16 protein-coding genes are annotated in these 17,026 nt (G+C 71.9%); 10 read left to right on the forward strand and 6 right to left on the reverse strand.

Features of this window, described 5'->3' with window-relative positions:
* Nucleotides 1–59: 59 nt before the first annotated feature.
* The 4 genes from F1734_RS07905 to F1734_RS07920 all read left to right on the forward strand — a co-directional run bounded on the left by F1734_RS07905 (nt 60) and on the right by F1734_RS07920 (nt 2,875).
* Nucleotides 60–686, forward strand: coding sequence for a TetR/AcrR family transcriptional regulator (locus F1734_RS07905; protein WP_203011500.1), 627 nt, complete (start codon nt 60–62; stop codon nt 684–686).
* A gap of 97 nt (nt 687–783) precedes the next feature.
* Nucleotides 784–1,263, forward strand: a complete 480-nt coding sequence (locus F1734_RS07910) for a nuclear transport factor 2 family protein (protein ID WP_017679493.1) — start codon at nt 784–786, stop codon at nt 1,261–1,263.
* Between the two features lie 44 nt (nt 1,264–1,307).
* Nucleotides 1,308–1,754, forward strand: coding sequence for a VOC family protein (locus tag F1734_RS07915; protein WP_203011501.1), 447 nt, complete (start codon nt 1,308–1,310; stop codon nt 1,752–1,754).
* Between the two features lie 83 nt (nt 1,755–1,837).
* Entirely contained in the window at nt 1,838–2,875 is a 1,038-nt protein-coding gene (locus tag F1734_RS07920) for an enoyl-CoA hydratase/isomerase family protein (protein ID WP_017679495.1), read from the forward strand.
* Between the two features lie 95 nt (nt 2,876–2,970).
* On the opposite strand, the gene F1734_RS07925 is transcribed toward F1734_RS07920, so the two are convergent.
* Both F1734_RS07925 and F1734_RS07930 read right to left on the reverse strand, forming a co-directional pair.
* Entirely contained in the window at nt 2,971–3,504 is a 534-nt protein-coding gene (locus F1734_RS07925; RefSeq protein WP_048771946.1) for a hypothetical protein, read from the reverse strand.
* 104 nt (nt 3,505–3,608) lie between these two features.
* Nucleotides 3,609–5,279 (reverse strand): peptide chain release factor 3, encoded by a 1,671-nt coding sequence (locus F1734_RS07930; RefSeq protein ID WP_010592964.1) that lies wholly within the window; start codon nt 5,277–5,279, stop codon nt 3,609–3,611.
* A gap of 217 nt (nt 5,280–5,496) precedes the next feature.
* Here F1734_RS07930 and F1734_RS07935 point away from each other — a divergent pair, with 217 nt between their 5' ends.
* A complete protein-coding gene (locus F1734_RS07935) occupies nt 5,497–7,131 on the forward strand; it encodes a fatty acyl-AMP ligase (protein ID WP_010592963.1) in 1,635 nt (544 codons plus the stop codon).
* A gap of 45 nt (nt 7,132–7,176) precedes the next feature.
* On the opposite strand, the gene pth is transcribed toward F1734_RS07935, so the two are convergent.
* The 4 genes from pth to F1734_RS07955 form a co-directional block, all read right to left on the reverse strand.
* On the reverse strand, nt 7,177–7,749 hold the full coding sequence (gene pth / locus F1734_RS07940; RefSeq protein WP_010592962.1) for an aminoacyl-tRNA hydrolase: 573 nt from the start codon (nt 7,747–7,749) through the stop codon (nt 7,177–7,179).
* A gap of 103 nt (nt 7,750–7,852) precedes the next feature.
* Nucleotides 7,853–8,458 carry a 50S ribosomal protein L25/general stress protein Ctc gene (locus F1734_RS07945; protein WP_010592961.1) on the reverse strand — a complete coding sequence of 202 codons (606 nt, stop codon included), beginning with the start codon at nt 8,456–8,458 and terminating at the stop codon, nt 7,853–7,855.
* Nucleotides 8,459–8,664: 206 nt separating this feature from the next.
* Entirely contained in the window at nt 8,665–10,134 is a 1,470-nt protein-coding gene (locus tag F1734_RS07950; protein WP_010592960.1) for an FAD-dependent oxidoreductase, read from the reverse strand.
* Nucleotides 10,135–10,222: 88 nt separating this feature from the next.
* On the reverse strand, nt 10,223–11,401 hold the full coding sequence (locus F1734_RS07955; protein ID WP_119699511.1) for an aminotransferase class V-fold PLP-dependent enzyme: 1,179 nt from the start codon (nt 11,399–11,401) through the stop codon (nt 10,223–10,225).
* Nucleotides 11,402–11,446: 45 nt separating this feature from the next.
* Between F1734_RS07955 and F1734_RS07960 the strand changes: the two genes are divergently transcribed.
* The 5 genes from F1734_RS07960 to egtD all read left to right on the forward strand — a co-directional run bounded on the left by F1734_RS07960 (nt 11,447) and on the right by egtD (nt 16,984).
* Nucleotides 11,447–12,688, forward strand: a complete 1,242-nt coding sequence (locus F1734_RS07960; RefSeq protein WP_040274469.1) for an APC family permease — start codon at nt 11,447–11,449, stop codon at nt 12,686–12,688.
* Between the two features lie 79 nt (nt 12,689–12,767).
* The gene (gene egtA, locus F1734_RS07965; RefSeq protein WP_017679502.1) at nt 12,768–14,000 is read left to right on the forward strand and encodes an ergothioneine biosynthesis glutamate--cysteine ligase EgtA; all 1,233 of its coding nucleotides are present in this window, start codon (nt 12,768–12,770) and stop codon (nt 13,998–14,000) included.
* Nucleotides 13,997–15,292, forward strand: coding sequence for an ergothioneine biosynthesis protein EgtB (gene egtB / locus F1734_RS07970; RefSeq protein WP_040274471.1), 1,296 nt, complete (start codon nt 13,997–13,999; stop codon nt 15,290–15,292). Before egtA ends, egtB begins: the two co-directional genes overlap by 4 nt.
* On the forward strand, nt 15,285–16,031 hold the full coding sequence (egtC, locus tag F1734_RS07975) for an ergothioneine biosynthesis protein EgtC (RefSeq protein ID WP_026137478.1): 747 nt from the start codon (nt 15,285–15,287) through the stop codon (nt 16,029–16,031). Before egtB ends, egtC begins: the two co-directional genes overlap by 8 nt.
* Nucleotides 16,028–16,984 (forward strand): L-histidine N(alpha)-methyltransferase, encoded by a 957-nt coding sequence (egtD, locus tag F1734_RS07980; protein WP_017679505.1) that lies wholly within the window; start codon nt 16,028–16,030, stop codon nt 16,982–16,984. Before egtC ends, egtD begins: the two co-directional genes overlap by 4 nt.
* Nucleotides 16,985–17,026: the final 42 nt, after the last annotated feature.

Genomic DNA, 17,026 nt, shown 5'->3' on the forward strand with positions numbered 1-17,026 from the left:
TCACCCGCACAGTAATACGGACTGATTCAGTCTGTAAATGGTCTGGCACACTGCTCACCGTGACCGAGCCGATCGTGCGTCGCCGTGGCCGACCCCGCGATGCCGACCTCGAGGATCGCGTCTACGACGCCGTGATCGAGGTCTACTCCGAGACGAGCTGGCGCGGCTTCACGCTCGACGCGGTCGGCCGGCGCGCCCGGGTGGGACGGGCGGCGCTGTACCGCCGCTGGGCCACCAAGGACGAACTGCTCGTGCAGGCGCTCGAGGCGCGCAGCCCGCTGCCGGTGCCGATCGACACCGGGGCGTTGCGCTCGGACCTGGTCGAACTGGTCACCCAGCTGCTGCGCGGCTACCGCACCACACCCGGGCTGGTGAGCCTGCGCGTCGCGCTCGACGCGCGTGTGCACCCGGACCTGCTGGCCCACCTGACCACCACGCTCAACCGGAGCCGCCTCGTCGCGGCCCGCACCATCGTGTTGCGGGCGGTCGAACGCGGCGAGCTGCCGCCGAAGGTCTCGGTGACCCTCCTGCTCGAGATGGTCACCGGTGCGGCGCTCAGCCACGTGCTGTTCTCCCTCGCCGGACCGGCGGCGGACGACGACGACGCCTACGCCCGCACGCTCGTCGACGCCGCGATCCGCGCCCTGATCGCGAAACGGGAACACGATCCAGGTCCCGTGACCTAACTGCAATCCAATTGCCCGGCGAGCCGCCGGAATCGATACCCCCCAAGGGGGATCCCGGCTAGCCTGGCAGACAGGCCCTGTGGTGGGAGGCGCGAGAATGGACCTGCAGGCGATACGTGAGATCGAGCGGCTGAAGTACCGCTACGCGCGGGCGCTCGACACGAAGTCGTGGATCGAACTGGCCGACACCATGGTTCCCGAGGCCACCGCCGTCTACGGCGAACACCTGAGTTTCGAATCGCGCGACGCGTTCCTGAACTTCCTCGAGAACACCCTCGGATCCCACGTCATCACCGAACACCACTGCGGCCACCCCGAGATCGACGTCGAGGGGGACACGGCCACGGGTATCTGGTTCCTCGCCGACACGGTGGTGGTGCCCGAGGACGGGCTCGTGATGCGCGGGTCCGCCTACTACCACGACCGCTACGTGCGCGGCACGGACGGGCTCTGGCGCATCTCCCACACCGGCTACGAAAGGAACTGGGAGACAGTCACGTCCGTTGCCGACATGCCCAGCTTCCGGCTCACCTCGAACCGGTGGTCGCTGCTGCAGCAGCCGCCCCGCGCGTCCTGAACCGGCCGCGAACCCGTACCGGCCGAGAGGAGGGGACCCGTCCGATGACCGCGACCGACACCGAAGTCTTCCCCCGGGCCGGTGCGCTCCCGTACCTCATCGTGGGTCGCGCCCGCAGTGCCATCGACTGGTACCGGCAGGTGTTCGACGCGACGCTGGCGGGGGACCCCGTGGTGCTCGAGGACGGCCGGATCGGCCACGCCGAGTTGGTCTTTCCCACCGGGATGGTGTATCTGGCGGAGGAGTTCCCCGAGATGGGCCTGTCCGCGCCCGAGGCCGGCGCGACGTCGGTGAGCCTGATGCTCCCGGTCGACGACACCGACGCCGTGCTCACCAAGGCCCGCGACGCCGGCGGCACCGTCGAACGCTGGATCGCCGAGAGTCACGGTCACCGCAACGCCACGCTGCTCGATCCGTTCGGACACCGATGGCTGCTCGTCGGGCCCCTGACCGGCCGCCGGCAGGGCGCCGCCGCCGGTACCGGCAGGTAGGTCCGGCGCCCCGCGCAGACACGTGCGCGATCGGGGCTCCCACATGATCGGCTGCCGGGGCAGGGGCCGGTAGGCTCCGGCGCGTGACCGACACCTTCATCCGCACCCGCGTCGCCAACGGCATCGGCGAGGTGGTGCTCGACCGGCCGGTGGCCCTCAACGCCCTCGACTCGTCGATGATCCGCGACATGTACGAGGCCCTGCTGGCATGGCGCGACGACCCGGAGATCACCGCGGTCCTGGTCACCAGCGCATCCGACCGCGCGTTCTGCGCCGGTGGCGACATCAAGTCGGTGCGGGACGCCGCCGTGGCCGGGGACACCGCCACGGTCCGGGACTACTTCGCGAACGAGTACCGGCTCGACGAACTGGTCGCCACCTACCCCAAGCCGTATCTCGCGCTCCTCGACGGAGTCACGATGGGCGGCGGGCTGGGCATCTCGGTGCACGGCGCGGTCCGTGTCGTGACGGAGAGGGCCGTGCTGGCGATGCCGGAGACGGCGATCGGCTTCATCCCCGACGTCGGCGCCAGTCATTTCCTGCCGCGGCTGCGCGGCACCACGGCCCGTTGCGACGCGGTCGGCCTGTACCTGGCGCTGACCGGCGCCCGCGTCGACGCCGGCGATGCCATCGCCGTCGGCCTCGCGACGCACTTCGTTCCCAGTCACCGGATCGACGCCCTCGCCGACCGGATCCGCGAGGGCCACTGGCAGCCGGCGCTCGACGAGTTCGCCGAGGCGGCCCCCGCGTCGGCGATCGCGGACCGGTACCCGGACATCGATGCGGTGTTCGGTGACGGCACCGTCGCCGACGTCGTCGAGCGCCTGTCCGGCAACCACGACATCGACGAGACGTGGGCCGTCACCACCCGGGCGGCGCTCGGTGCGGCATCCCCGACGAGCCTCTGGGTCACCGCGGAGCTGCTGCGCCGCGGCGCCGAGAGCCCGCTGCGCGAGTGCTTCGCGCGGGAACTCGAGGTCGCGGTCCGCATCACCGCCGAGCCGGACTTCGCCGAAGGGGTGCGCGCGGTGCTCGTCGACAAGGACCGCAACCCGTCGTGGTCGCCGCGGGGGATCGGCGACGTGGACCCGGCCGTCGTGGCGGGACTGTTCCGGGAGTAGGCACCCGGCCGGCCGGGCGACCATCCGCGCACGAAATAGTCAGCTGCACAGGTAATTTCGTGCGCGTTCGACCAGGGGGTGCGCGGATGCGGACGTCAGAGCGCGGTGCGCCGCGGGGCGAGCAGGTCGACGACGATCTCCTGCCCGCCCAGCACGGCGCGGATCTCCGGCTTCTCGAATCCGCCCGCGACGAGGTACTCACCGAGCAGGGTGAGCAGTTCGTCGGTCTCGACCGTCGGATCGGAGGCGTGGGGACGCTGCGCGCGGGCGGCGAGCTCGGTGTGCGCCAGTCGCGCCGCGATCCGCACGGATGCCACTCCCATCGAGTTGCGGCGCGACGCGGCGGTCGGAGTGCTGTCCGCGGCGACGCCGTTCGTGCCGGCGACGATCTCGTCGAAGCTCGGCAGCGAGAGCGGATCGCTGCCGTTGCCTCCGGCCTCGTCGGCGACGTCGTGGTCCGCCGCGTGGCTTCCCACCGCGTGCGGGGCGGACGCGCCGTTGCCGGTCAGGGTTCCCGGCAGGGGATAGACGAAGGTGCCCGCCCGCTTGGGTCCGGGCGACTCGTCCGCCGGCTCGGAACGGCCGCGCAGCGGCGTGCCGTCGGTCGGTGCGGTCGAGTCGTCGTCCATGAACGCTCCTGACATCCGCGAGCCCGGGTCGGCTCGACGGCACAGCAAACTACCAGCAACACCGGTCCCACGCACAGCCACACCGGTCCCACCCACCACAGGTGTCACTGGTCGGCGGCGGCCACCAGCGGCTCGAGGGTGAGGTCGGGCAGTTCCTTGAGGAGGTACTGCAATCGCCACTTGTCGCTGACCAGCGCCAGCAGCACACCGTCGGACCGGGTGAACACCTCGACGCCGCGCTGCCGGTTCAGTTCGTCCACCGAGGCCGCGTCGGTGCGGCGGGCCAGCGCGTAGCCCAGCGGTTCCATCCGCGGCTCGACGTTGTACTCGGCCTTCATCCGGGCCGCCACCACCTCGAACTGCATGGGACCGACGGCGGCCATCACCGGGGACGCGTCGCCGCGGATGTCGTTGCGCAGGATCTGCACCACGCCCTCGGAGTCGAGCTGATCGACGGCCTTGCGGAACTGCTTGTATTTCGAGGCGCTCTCGGCGCGCAGGATCGAGAAGTGCTCGGGCGCGAACGACGGGATCGGCGGGAACTCCACCTTCCGGTCCACGTACAGGGTGTGCCCGGGGGCGAGGGCCGTGGCGTTGACCAGCCCGACCACGTCGCCGGGGTACGCGTTCTCCACCGTGGACCGTTCCCGGCCGAACACCGTCAGCGCGTACTTGGTGGCGAACGGCTTGCCCGTCTGCGCGTGGGTGACGACCATGCCGCGCTCGAACACCCCGGACACCACCCGCATGAACGCCAGGCGGTCGCGGTGCGCGGTGTCCATCCCCGCCTGCACCTTGAACACCACGGCGCTGAACGGGTCGTCGACGTTGCGGGGAGCGTCGTTCACGTCGAGCCGGGCGCGCGGCGGCGGCGCCAGCGCGACGAGGGTGTCGAGGATCTGCCGGACGCCGAAGTTGAGCATGGCCGACGCGAAGATCACCGGCGACGTCTGTCCGGCCAGGAACAGCTCCTGGTCGTGGTCCTGACCGCTGGCCGACAGCAGTTCCGACTCCTCCACCGCCTCGGTCCACGTCCCGCCCTCCCGGTCCTCGGCCTCCGCGGGGGAGAGCCGGTCCTCGGGAGCGATCCGCGCGCCGCCGGCGGTGCGGGTGAACTTGACGTACTCGACGGGTGCCCCGTCCTCCCCGCGCCGCAGCAGGCCACGGAAGTCCCCGGCGATGCCGACGGGCCAGAACAGGGGGGTGGGAGTCAGGCCGATCCGCTCGTCGATCTCGTCGAGCAGTTCCAGCGGGGTCCGGCCGGGCCGGTCCCACTTGTTGATCACGGTGATGACCGGGATGCCCCGGTGACGGCACACCTGGAACAGCTTGAGTGTCTGCGGCTCGAGGCCCTTGGCGGCGTCGATCAGCATCACCGCCGCGTCCACGGCGGTGAGCACCCGGTAGGTGTCCTCGGAGAAGTCGGAGTGACCGGGTGTGTCGACGAGGTTGATCACGTTGACGACGTCGTCGTCGGACTCCTCGGAGCGGTAGTTGAACTGCAACGCCGTGGAGCTGACGGAGATGCCGCGGGCCTTCTCCATCTCCATCCAGTCGGACACCGTGGACTTGCGTCCGGCCTTGCCGTGCACCGCACCGGCCTCGGCGATGACCTTCGCATGCAGGGCCAGCGCCTCGGTCAGCGTGGACTTGCCGGCGTCCGGATGGGAGATCACCGCGAAGGTGCGGCGGCGACCCGCCTCCGCGAGCACTTCCTTCGACGACACGGCGGTGGTGCCGGCGTCGTTGCCGGTGGAAACGGGCGGGGTAGTCAACGCGGAAGTACCTCTCGAAGCGGATGTGCGGCTCGTCGATGCACGCGGGCGGCTCGCGCATCGCAGACAACTCGTCCATGTTACTCGGCAATCGAATGTCGATTTCCGTGAGATTCGGTCACATTCTCCGAAGAGACTTACTCCCGGGACGGATCGGGGGCACCCTGGGCAACGTCGTACCCGGTGCCCGGGGTCGTATCGACGTGAGGAGTGGTTCGTGAGCAGATTCACCGACGAGATGTACGAGACCGCGGATCGTTCCCCGCACGGTCTGGTCACCGGCGAGCCCGACGCTCCCCGGCGCCAGAGCTGGGGGCAGATTCACGAGCAGGCCCGGCGCATGGCCGGTGCCCTCGCCGCGGCCGACATCGGTCACGGCGACGCCGTGGGCATCCTCGCGGGGAATCCGGTGGACATCGCACCCGCCTGTCAGGCGGTGTGGATGCGCGGCGCCTCGGTGACGATGCTGCACCAGCCCACCCCGCGCACCGACCTGGCGCTGTGGGCACGGGACACCGAGGTCGTCATCGGCATGATCGGCGCCCGCGCGGTGGTGCTCGGCGCGCCGTTCGAGATCGCCGCGCCGCTCCTGGCCGAGCGGGGAATCCCCGTCGTCACGATCGCCGAGATGGATGCCGGCACGCCGGTCGACCCGCTGCCCACCGACGAGCAGGACATCGCGCTGCAGCAGCTGACCTCCGGGTCCACGGGCTCCCCGAAGGCCGTGCAGATCACGCACGAGAACTTCTACGTCAACGCGTACGCGATGATCGAGCGGATCAAGTTCTCCCTCGACGACGACGTGATGGTCAGCTGGCTGCCGCTGTTCCACGACATGGGGATGGTCGGCTTCCTGAGCGTGCCCATGCAGGTCGGCGCCGAGGTCGTCTCCGTGACCCCGCTCGACTTCCTGCGCTCCCCGCTGCTGTGGGCCGAGCTGATGAGCAAGTACCGCGGAACCGTGACGGCCGCACCGAACTTCGCGTACTCACTCCTGGCTCGCAAGCTCGCACAGGCGCCCGACGGCGCCGTCGACCTGTCGTCGGTGCGGTGGATGTGGAACGGTGCCGAACCGGTCGACCCGGACACCATGGAGGCCCTCGCCGCCGCCGGCGCCCGGTTCGGGCTCGATCCGGCGGCGCTCGCGCCGGTCTACGGCATGGCCGAGACCACCCTGGCGGTCTCGGTGCCGGATCCGGGACGCGGGCAGATCCTCGATCTCGTCGACCCCGACCTGCTCGAGGCCGGCGGGATGGCGGTCCCGTCGACCCGGTCCAACGCCCGGCGCCTGCCCACCCTCGGGCATCTCGTGCCCGGCCTCGAGGGCCGCGTCGTCGGGGAGGACGGGCAGGTACTGCCGCCCCGCGGCGTCGGCATCATCCAGCTGCGCGGCAAGGCCGTCACCCACGGTTACCTCACCGTCGACGGTCCGGTGCCCGCGCAGGACCCGCAGGGCTGGTTCGACACCGGCGACGTCGGCTACTTCACCGAGGACGGCCTGGTCGTGGTGTGCGGGCGCGTCAAGGACGTCATCATCATGGGTGGCCGCAACGTCTATCCCACCGACATCGAACGAGCCGCGTGCAGCGTCGACGGCGTGCGCCCCGGCAACGCCGTCGCGATCCGGCTCGATTCCGGCGAGAAGCGGGAGTCGTTCGCGGTCGCCGTCGAGACCAACCGGATCGACGACCCGGAGGAGGTGCGCCGCATCGAACGCGACGTCGTGCACGCGGTCGTCGCGGAGGTGGGGGTGCGGCCGCGCACCGTCGCGGTGCTCGGCCCGGGCAGCATCCCGAAGACGTCGTCGGGCAAGCTGCGGCGCGGCAGTTCCGTCCACCTGCTCGGCGGGTAGCGCGGGGTGTCCTTCCGGACCGCGGCCGGTCCGGAAGGGCACACGTCAATGGACCCGGTTCTGGGCGTCCTCCAGGCCGACCCGCAGCAGCAGCTCCACCGCGTCCGCGGCCTGCTCGCGGATCAGGTCGAGTTCCTTGCGTTCGGTCGACGAGAACGGTTTGAGCACGTAGTCGGCCGGGTCCATGCGGCCCGGCGGGCGGCCGATCCCGACCCGGGTACGCAGGTAGAGCTTGGTGCCGAGGGCACTCGAGATCGACCGCAGCCCGTTGTGGCCGTTCTCCCCGCCGCCGAGCTTGAGCCGGACCGTGCCGAAGTCCAGATCCAGTTCGTCGTGCACGACGACGATGTCGGCGGGCTCGACCGAGAAGAAGCGGGCGAGACCCGCGACGGGTCCGCCCGAGAGATTCATGAAGGTGCGCGGCTTGGCGATGATCACCTGCCGGCCGTCGAGGCGGGCCTGGACGATCTCGGCGTTGCTGCGCTTGTGCGCGCTGAACTTCCCGCCGACGCGGGCGGCGAGCGTGTCGGCCACCATGAAGCCGATGTTGTGGCGGGTCTTCTCGTACTGCGGGCCGGGATTGCCCAGCCCGACGACGAGTGCGGTGGCGTCGCTCACCTGGCGGTGTCCTTCCGTTGCGGCGGGTAGTGCTACGACGACGGCGCGTCACCCCGAGGGGATGACGCGCCGCTCGCCCGTGTCACGCGGAGCCGGTTGGGGCTCAGGCCTCTTCGGCCTCGGCGGCCTCACCCTCCGCGGATTCGCCCTCCATCGCGGCGGCGGTCGGTGCGGCAACCACGTTCACCAGCAGCAGCTCCGGGTCGCCCTGCAGGGTCGCACCGGCGGGCAGCTGCACGTCGTTCGCGAGGATCTGGGTACCGGCCTCGACACCGTCGATGGACACCTCGACCTGCTCGGGCAGGTTCAGGGCGTCGGCCTCGAGCTGGACGGTGCTGACCTCGTTGACGACCAGGGTGCCGGAGGCGGCCTCACCGGTGACCACGAGCGGGACCTCGACGGTGACCTTCTCGCCCTTCTTCACGACGAGCAGGTCGGCGTGCTCGATGTAGTTGCGGATCGGGTGGACCACGACCGACTTGGTCAGCGCCAGCTCCTCCGAGCCGTCGACGTCGAGGGTCAGCACGGCGTTGGTGCCGTGGGCGCGCAGCACGGCCGCGAACTCGCGGGCCGGCAGCGACAGGTGCTGGGGATCGGTGCCGTGGCCGTACAGGACGGCGGGCACCTGCCCGTCGCGGCGGGCGCGGCGGGCGGCACCCTTGCCGAACTCGGTGCGGACGACGGCGGCGATACGGTTTTCCTCGGACATGCTGAAAGGCTCCTACGCATATGGCTCGAACTGGGGCGGTCTTCCCGGCGAGGGGCGACGCGCGCGGCCAGGAGCGTGGGCACGCTCGAGCGGAGCCGCAGCCGCGTCGATCACGGTGAGCCAGCGATTTCGCGGTTCACCCTCGCCGAGACAACTCGATCGACTCTACCGGATCCGCCCGAGCGGGTCGAATGCCACCCCTGCGCTCAGCCGCCCGCGGCGGCGATGCCCGCCCGCCGTCCGAAGAAACTGCCGTCGCCGAGGGAGACGCCGCTGCAGTACCCCCACGCCGACAGTCCGGCCGCCGCGCGTCCCGCCGCATACAGCCCCGGAATCGGGGCACCGTCGACGTGCAGGACCTCCGCGTGCAGGCTCGTACGCAGGCCGCCGAGCGTGAACCCGCCGGTCATGCCGCGCAGGTCGATCGCCGCGACGGGCGACCCGATCGGCTTCACCCATTCGCGCTTCTTGCCCAGCAGCGGGTCGGCGCCCCGTTCGGCGTGCAGGTTGTACACCTCCACCGTGGACTGCAGCGCCCGCTCGGGCAGACCCATCTCGGCCTCGAGTTCCGCGACGGTCTCGCACACCCACTTCGGCTGGTGGCGCAGCTGCGCCGACGACGTCGGGGCGGCGACCCCGGCCTCGTACGACTCCTCGTCGATGACGAGGAACGCCTCGTTGTCGTTCTTCAGCAGGGTCAGCTGCCCGATGCGGCCCGGGTAGGTGTCCTCGGGCACGTACCGCTGGCCGCGACCGTTGACGAGAATGCCCCGCGCGATCAGCTGGGGATCGCAGAAGAACGCCACCTCGGTGGCGTTCATGTGGGCCAGGTCGGCGCCGAGCGCCTGCGCCATCCGGATCGCGCGACCGTCGTGTTCCTCGATCGACGCGGCGGGACGACCCACCAGGTGCGGGGCGTGGGCCCGCACCATGTCGTCGTTGTAGGCGAAGCTGCCCGTGGCGAGAACGACCCCGCGGCGGGCCCGGATCGCCAGGTCGGTGCCGTACCGTTTGGCCAGCACCCCGACGACCCGGCCGGACGCGTCGGTGACGAGGGTCTGCACCCGGACGTCGTACTCGGCGCGGACCCCGAGGGCTTCGGCCTTCTCGGCGAGCGGCTTCACGAGCATGTAGCCGCCGCCCTGCTCACCGGTCCGCTTGTTGCTCATCTGCGGCACGTGGCCGCGCGGCGCGGGCCGGGCGACGGCGGCGTACGGCGCCGAGTTCTCCCCGCCGGTGTACTGCAGGCCCGCGTCGGTGGGAGGCTCCCAGCCGGGCTCGCCCCAGAATTCGTGCTTGAACGGCACACCGCAGCCGACGAGCCAGTCGAAGTGCTCGACGGAGCCCGCACAGTAGGCGGCGATCTTCTCCTCGTCCACGCCCGGTCCGAGTGCCGCGGTGAGGAACGCGCGCATGTCGTCCACCGAGTCCTCGAATCCGCAGGCTTTCTGCACGGCCGTGCCGCCGCCGAGGTAGACGAATCCGCCCGCGAGGGCGGCGGCGCCGCCCCACCCGCCGGTGCGTTCGAGCACCAACACGTCGGCTCCGGCGTCGGCAGCGCCGACGGCCGCGCAGACCCCGGCGATGCCGTACCCGGCGATCACGACGTCGGCCTCGAGATCCCAGGCGGAGATCCGGTCGACGGGAACAGGACGGACGGGACTGGTCTCGGTCATCGCGATCCTCTCGAAGTGGTGCGGGGATTCGCACACCTTGACCGCGTGAGCCGCCGGACGGAACCGGTCGTCCCGGTCGCCGGGACGGTCAGGACCGGGTCAGCGACCGCACGGCCGCCAGGAACCGGTCCACGTCGGCGGGGGAGACGAAGTAGTGCGGGGAGGCGCGCACCACCGACTCGAGCCGTCGCGCCGACATCTCGAGCAGCGTCGACCCGCGCCCGCTGACCGTGACCGTGATCGCCTCGGCGGCCAGCGCCTCCCGCAGCCGCGGCGGCTCCCAGCCGTCGACGGTGAACGAGACGATGCCGCTGTGCTCCTTCCCGAGGTCGCGCACGGCCACGCCGGGGATCCGGCCCAGGCCCTCGCGCAGGTGTTCGGCGCGGTAGGCGACCGCCTCGGTCACCGCGTCGACCCCGAGGTCGAGCAGGTAGTCGACGGCGGCACCGAGCCCGAGGCGGGCGGCGACGTTCGTCTCCCACAGCTCGAACCGCGTCGCGTCGTCGGCGAGGCGGTACTCGCCCGGGGCCGTCCACTGCGCGCTGTGCAGATCGAGGACGGCCGGTTCGAGCTCGGTGACCAGCCGGGGGCGGACGTACAGGAAGCCCGTGCCGCGGGGTCCGCGCAGCCACTTGCGTCCGGTCGCGGAAAGGGCGTCGACGTCGAACTCGGGCACGCTCACCGGCAGCTGCCCGACGGACTGGCACGCGTCGAGCAGCACCAGCGCGCCGACGGCGTGCGCCGCGTCGGCGACCTCCCGCACGGGGTTGACGAGCCCGCCGTTGGTGGGGGCGTGCACGACGGACACCAGTTTGACCCGCTCGTCGAGCGTGCGGGTGAGGGCGTCGACGTCGATGCGGCCGAGCGCGTCCGTCGGCATCGTCTCCACCGTCGCGCCGGTCGCCCGGGCCCGTTGCAGCGCGGAGACCGCATTGCTGGCGTATTCGGAACGGGTGAGCAGGATCCGGTCGCCCGCGCGGAGCGGCACCGAGTAGAAGAAGCTCGCCCACGCCCGGGTGGCGCTCTCGACGAGGGCGATCGACGGTGCCTCCGCGCCGACCAGCCGTGCGATCGAGGTCTTCACCGCGGCGAGGTCGTCGGCGCGTTCCGCGGCGGCGACGTACCCGCCGACCTCGGCCTCGCGTCGCAGGTGCGCGACGGTCGTCTCCAGCACCGGGGTCGGGGGCAGCGACGAGCCCGCGCTGTCGAGGAAGACCCGGTCGAAGCAGCCGGGCGTGTCGCGACGGGCGCGCTGCAGGTCGAGCATCGAGGACGCACCTCCCGTTCATGTCTTCGTGCTTGGAATGTATACGTGAGCGAATCGAAATCCCTGCAACGCCGGCTCGGCACCGGCGACGCCGTCGCCATCGGGCTCGGCGCGATGATCGGGGCGGGGGTGTTCTCGGCGTTCGCGCCGGCCGCGGCAGCCGCCGGCGCGGGCCTGCTCGTCGGCCTGGCCCTCGCCGCGGTCGTGGCGTACTGCAACGCCACCTCGTCGGCGCAGCTCGCCGCGCAGTACCCGACGTCCGGTGGCACCTACGTGTACGGGCGGGAACGGCTCGGGCCGTGGTGGGGTTTCGTGGCGGGCTGGGGCTTCGTGATCGGCAAGACCGCCAGTTGTGCGGCGATGGCCGCGACGTTCGCCTCCTACATCGTGCCGGAACCGTGGCGGCGGCCCGTCGCCGTCGCCGCGGTCCTCGCCCTGACCGCCGTGAACTACCGCGGCATCACGCGCACGGCCCGGCTCGCCCGCATCATCGTGACCCTCGTGCTCGTGGCGCTGGCCGTCGCGATCACGGCGAGCTGGGCCGGTCCCGGGGCGCAACCCGCCGATCCGTTCGGTCCCGTCGGCGGTGCCTACGGGGTGCTGCAGGCGGCCGGCCTGCTGTTCTTCGCCTTCGCCGGCTACGCGCGGATCGCGACCCTCGGTGAGGAGGTGCGCGAGCCGCGCCGGACCATCCCGCGGGCGATCGTCGGTGCCCTCGGCTTCGTGGTGCTGCTCTACGCCGTCGTCGGCGTGACCCTGCTCGCATGCCTCGGCCCGGACCGGCTCGCGTCGAGCAGCGCGCCGCTGCTCGACGCGGTCCGCGTGGGTGGCTGGGCGTGGGCGGCGCCCGTCGTGGTCGCCGGGGCCGCGGCGGCGTCGCTGGGGGCTCTGCTCGCCCTCGTCACGGGCGTCGGCCGCACCGCGCTCGCGATGGCGCGGCAGGGTGATCTGCCGCGGCCGCTCGCCGCGGTGCATCCGCGATTCGCGGTGCCGTACCGGGCCGAACTCGCCGTCGCCGCGGTGGTGTGCGTGCTCGTCGCGACCGTCGATCTGCGCGGAGTGATCGGATTCTCATCCTTCGGTGTTCTCGTGTACTACCTCGTCGCGAATCTGGCCGCCTTCACCCAGCGGGACGAGAACCGGCGCTACCCCCGGTTCCTGCAGGTCGTCGGCGCCGTCGGATGCGTCGTCCTGGTGCTGACGCTGCCGCCGAGTGCGGTCGTGGCCGGCATCGTGGTGCTCGCGGCCGGTGTCGTCGTCCGGGCGACGCGCCGGGCCGCGGCGTGAGCGTTCAGCCGCCTCCTGTCGCCGGTTGACGTTAGGCTCGTCCGTGAGCTGGCCCACAGGCGAGGGAGGGGCGGACCGAGTGGTGATCACAGTCGACCCGGCGGTGCCGCGCGCGGACGCCGGCATCGCCTCACGAACCGCCGCCGAGCTGCACGTGCGCCGGGTGAGCTTCCGCTTCGGGCCGCCCCGGCTGATCGGCGTGGAACTGGAATGGCTCACCGCCCGGGCCGACGGCACTCGCGCCCGGCCGGAGTTGCAGGCCATCCTCGAGGCCCTCGGTCCGCACGCCCCCCGGCAGCTGGCTCCCGGCTCCTCGGCGCGGCCGTTGCCGTCGGGCAGCGCCGTGACCCTCGAGCCGGGTGGGCAGGTGGAACTGTCGAGCGTGCCGTGTGTCTCGGCGCGGCAGGTCTGCGATCGTCTCACCGCCGACGCCCGCATGCTGGGTGCGTTGCTGGCGCGCCGGTCGGTGGACCTGGTCGACGCGGCGGCCGACGGGCTGCGCCCACCGCAGCGGCTGCTGCGCACTCCCCGCTACAGCGCGATGGAACTGCGGTTCGATCGGATCGGGCCGCTGGGCCGGCTGATGATGAACAGCACCGCCGCCACCCAGGTGAGCGTCGACGCCGGCGCCGACGACGACGAGCTGGCCCGGCGGTGGCGGGTACTGCACGCCGTCGGACCGGCGCTGGTGGCCGCGTTCGCGTGTTCGCCTTCGCTGCGTGGGGCACCGGACGGGAACTGGGCGTCGCAGCGGATGCGCACCTGGCTGGCGCTGGACGCCGACCGCACCACCCCCGTGCCCGATCCGGCGCGCTACCCGGCGTGGGCGCTGGACGCGCCGCTGCTGTGTGTGCGCGCGACCGGCGGGGACTGGCATGCGCCGCCCGGCGCGTCGTTCGCGGACTGGCTGGGTGGCGACCTGGACGACGAGATCGGGCGCCGGCCCACCGTCGCCGACCTGGACTACCACCTGACCACCCTGTTCCCGCCGGTGCGTCCGGCCGGGCACCTCGAGGTCCGGTACATCGACGCGCAGCCGGGGGCCCTGTGGCAGGTCCCGGTCGCCGCGGTCGAGGCACTGCTCACCTCGCCGGCCGTCATGGACGAGGCCCTGGCCGTCGCCGCCCCCGTCGTGGATCGCTGGCAGGAGGCGGCCGAGTTCGGACTCGCGGATCTCGAGATCCGGGCCGCGGCGGTCGGACTGCTCGCCCTCGCCGCGGAGGCGTCGCCGGACATGCGGTTCACCGCGGCGCTGGACGCGGCGGCGGAGCGGTGCTGCCGCGGTCGCACCCCGGAGGTCCAGGATCGGTGAGCGGTCTGCATGCCCGGCTCGACCGGGATCTCGCGCGGGCGCGGGCGCGGGTGCTCGCGCTGACCGACATCGACGACGCGGAACTCACGGCCCAGCATTCACCGCTGATGAGTCCCCTCGTGTGGGACCTCGCGCACATCGCCAACCAGGAGGAACGCTGGCTGCTCCGGGCGGCCGGCGGTCACGCCGGTGTGCGCCCGGACGTCGACGACCTCTACGACGCCTTCCGCCATCCGCGGGCGGACCGGCCCGCGCTGCCGCTGCTCGGGCCGCGGGCGGCCCGCGACTACGCGGCGGAGGTCCGCGCGCACACGGCGGACGTGCTGGCGCGGTGCCGCTTCGACACCGACCTCACCCGCGAGGGTTTCGTGTTCGCGATGAGTGTCCAGCACGAGGTGCAGCACGCGGAGACGATGCTCGCGACACACCAGCTGCGGGCGGGGCCCCCGGTCCTCGACGCGCCGCCGGCGCCGCGGCGCGCCGAAGCACCGGCCGCGGCGGAGGTGCTGATCCCGGGCGGGGAGTTCGAGATGGGGACGTCGACGGATCCGTGGGCGTTGGACAACGAGCGGTCCGCGCACCGGGTGTACGTGCCGGCCTTCGCGATCGACACCGTGCCGGTCACCAACGGGCGCTATCTCGAGTTCCTCGCCGACGGCGGCTACGCCCGCCGGGAACTGTGGAGCCCGCAGGGGTGGCTGCACCGCGAGCAGGCGGGACTCGAGGCTCCCCAGTTCTGGACCCGCGACGACGCGGGCACGTGGTGGCGCCGCCGGTTCGGGGTGACGGTGCCGCTCGACCCCGACGAGCCCGTCGTGCACGTGTGCTTCCACGAGGCCGAGGCGTTCGCCCGCTGGGCCGGACGCCGGTTGCCCAGCGAGGCCGAGTGGGAGAAGGCCGCCCGCTGGGACCCGCTGACCGGGCAGAGCCGGCGCTACCCGTGGGGCGACGAGGAACCGACCGAGGCCCACGCCAACCTCGGCCAGCGGCACCTCGAGCCGGCCGTCGTCGGGGCGTACCCCGCGGGTGCGTCGCGTCTCGGGGTGCACCAGCTGATCGGGGACGTGTGGGAATGGACGGCGTCCGGATTCGAGCCGTACCCCGGATTCGCGGCCTTCCCGTACCGGGAGTACTCGGAGGTGTTCTTCGGGGGCGACTTCCGGGTGCTGCGCGGCGGCTCCTTCGGCACCGACCCTGCAGCCTGCCGCGGCACCTTCCGCAACTGGGACCTGCCGATCCGGCGGCAGATCTTCGCCGGCTTCCGCTGCGCGCGGGACGTGCCGGATGTGTAGACACCTGGGATACCTCGGGCCGGTCCGCTCGGTGAGTTCCCTGGTGACCGAGGGACCCCGGTCGCTGGTGCGCCAGTCGTGGGCGCCGAAGGACATGCGTGGCGGCGGCACGATCAACGCCGACGGGTTCGGGGTGGCATGGTGGGGTGCGGACGGCTTCGGCCGCTATCGGAACCCCACCCCCATCTGGTCCGATCCCTTTGTCGCCGAAGGTCTTTCGCATATCAGCGCCGGAGCCGTCATGGCGTCGCTGCGTTCGGCGACGGAAGGCATGCCGGTGGAGCGCTCGGCGTGCGCCCCGTTCACCCGCGACGGCTGGGCGTTCAGCCTCAACGGCGTCGTCCGCGGCTGGCCCGGGTCGCTCGTCTCGCTGGCCGAGCGCCTGCCGGTGGCCGAACTGCTGCGGCTCGAGTCGCCCACCGACGCCGCCGCGCTGTGGCTGCTGTTGTATTCGCGGCTGCGTTCCTCGCGGCCCGAGCAGGCGTTGATGCGGCTCGTGCACGACGTGCTCGACGTCGCCCCGGCTTCGCGGCTGAACCTGTTGCTGGGCAACGGTTCCGGGCTGTGGGCGACGGCCTGGTACCACTCGCTGTGGACCCTCGTCGACGAGGACGTCGCCGTGGTGTCCTCGGAACCGTACGACGACGATCCGCGCTGGCGCCAGGTGCCGGACCGGCACCTGGTCAGCGCCCGACCGGGGCACCTCATCGTGTCCCCCATGGAGGTGGCCGTCTCATGACGGTGGACGTGTACCTGACGCCGGAGCAACTCGACGAGTCGCTGCGGGCCGACGCGCGCCGCGGGCTGACGTCGTCGCCGAAGTGGCTCTCGCCGACGTGGCTCTACGACGAGCGCGGCGGCGAGCTGTTCGATCAGATCACCCGGCTGCCGGAGTACTATCCCACCCGCACCGAACGGTCTCTGCTGCAACAACATTCGTCGGAGCTCGCCGACGAGGCGCGGCCCGAGATGCTCGTCGAGCTCGGATCGGGATCCTCGGAGAAGACGGAGATCCTGCTCGACGCGCTGCGACCGTACATCCATACGTACGTACCGCAGGACGTCTCCGAGGTCGCCCTGCAGTCCGCGGTGACCCGGCTCTCCGTCGAATACCCGGACCTGACCGTGCGGGGCGTCGTCGGCGACTTCACCGGATCGCTCACGCATCTGCCCGGCGGCGGACGCCGCTTGATCGCATTCCTCGGCGGCACCATCGGCAACCTGGCGCCCACCGAGCGCGCCGCGTTCCTCACCGACCTCGCCGCGGTGCTCGAGCCGGGGGAGTGGCTACTGCTCGGAATCGGCCTCGTCACCGATCCCGACGTGCTCGTGCCGGCCTACGACGACGCCGCCGGGGTCACCGCGGAGTTCGACCGCAACGTGCTGAACGTGCTCAATGCCCGGCTCGGCGCGGACTTCGAACCCGGGAAGTTCCGGCACGTCGCGGTGTGGGACCCGATCAACGAGTGGATCGAGATGCGACTCGAGGCCACCGAGCCCATGACGGTCCGGATTCCCGGCCTCGACCTCGAGATCGCGTTCGAGGAGGGCGAGCATCTGCGCACCGAGATCTCCGCCAAGTTCCGGCTCGACGGCATGGGCCGCGAACTGACCGAGGCCGGGTTCGTCGTACGGCGCGAGTGGATCGATCCCGACGGCCGGTTCGCGCTGATCGGCGCGAGCCGCAGCTGACCCGCGCGGTCCCGGCCGCCGACGCGACGCCGGTTGGACAGC

The sequence above is a fragment of the Rhodococcus ruber genome (assembly GCF_016804345.1).
Classification (GTDB): Bacteria; Actinomycetota; Actinomycetes; order Mycobacteriales; family Mycobacteriaceae; genus Rhodococcus; species Rhodococcus ruber.

What these genes read in the sequence shown, in the direction of transcription:
- F1734_RS07915 (WP_203011501.1), top strand. Translation starts at nt 1,308, where the DNA reads ATGACCGCGACCGACACCGAAGTCTTCCCCCGGGCCGGTGCGCTCCCG.
- F1734_RS07955 (WP_119699511.1), bottom strand. Translation starts at nt 11,401, where the DNA reads ATGCTCGACCTGCAGCGCGCCCGTCGCGACACGCCCGGCTGCTTCGAC.
- F1734_RS07925 (WP_048771946.1), bottom strand. Translation starts at nt 3,504, where the DNA reads ATGGACGACGACTCGACCGCACCGACCGACGGCACGCCGCTGCGCGGC.
- egtD (WP_017679505.1), top strand. Translation starts at nt 16,028, where the DNA reads ATGACGGTGGACGTGTACCTGACGCCGGAGCAACTCGACGAGTCGCTG.
- egtC (WP_026137478.1), top strand. Translation starts at nt 15,285, where the DNA reads ATGTGTAGACACCTGGGATACCTCGGGCCGGTCCGCTCGGTGAGTTCC.
- F1734_RS07910 (WP_017679493.1), top strand. Translation starts at nt 784, where the DNA reads ATGGACCTGCAGGCGATACGTGAGATCGAGCGGCTGAAGTACCGCTAC.
- F1734_RS07945 (WP_010592961.1), bottom strand. Translation starts at nt 8,458, where the DNA reads ATGTCCGAGGAAAACCGTATCGCCGCCGTCGTCCGCACCGAGTTCGGC.
- F1734_RS07950 (WP_010592960.1), bottom strand. Translation starts at nt 10,134, where the DNA reads ATGACCGAGACCAGTCCCGTCCGTCCTGTTCCCGTCGACCGGATCTCC.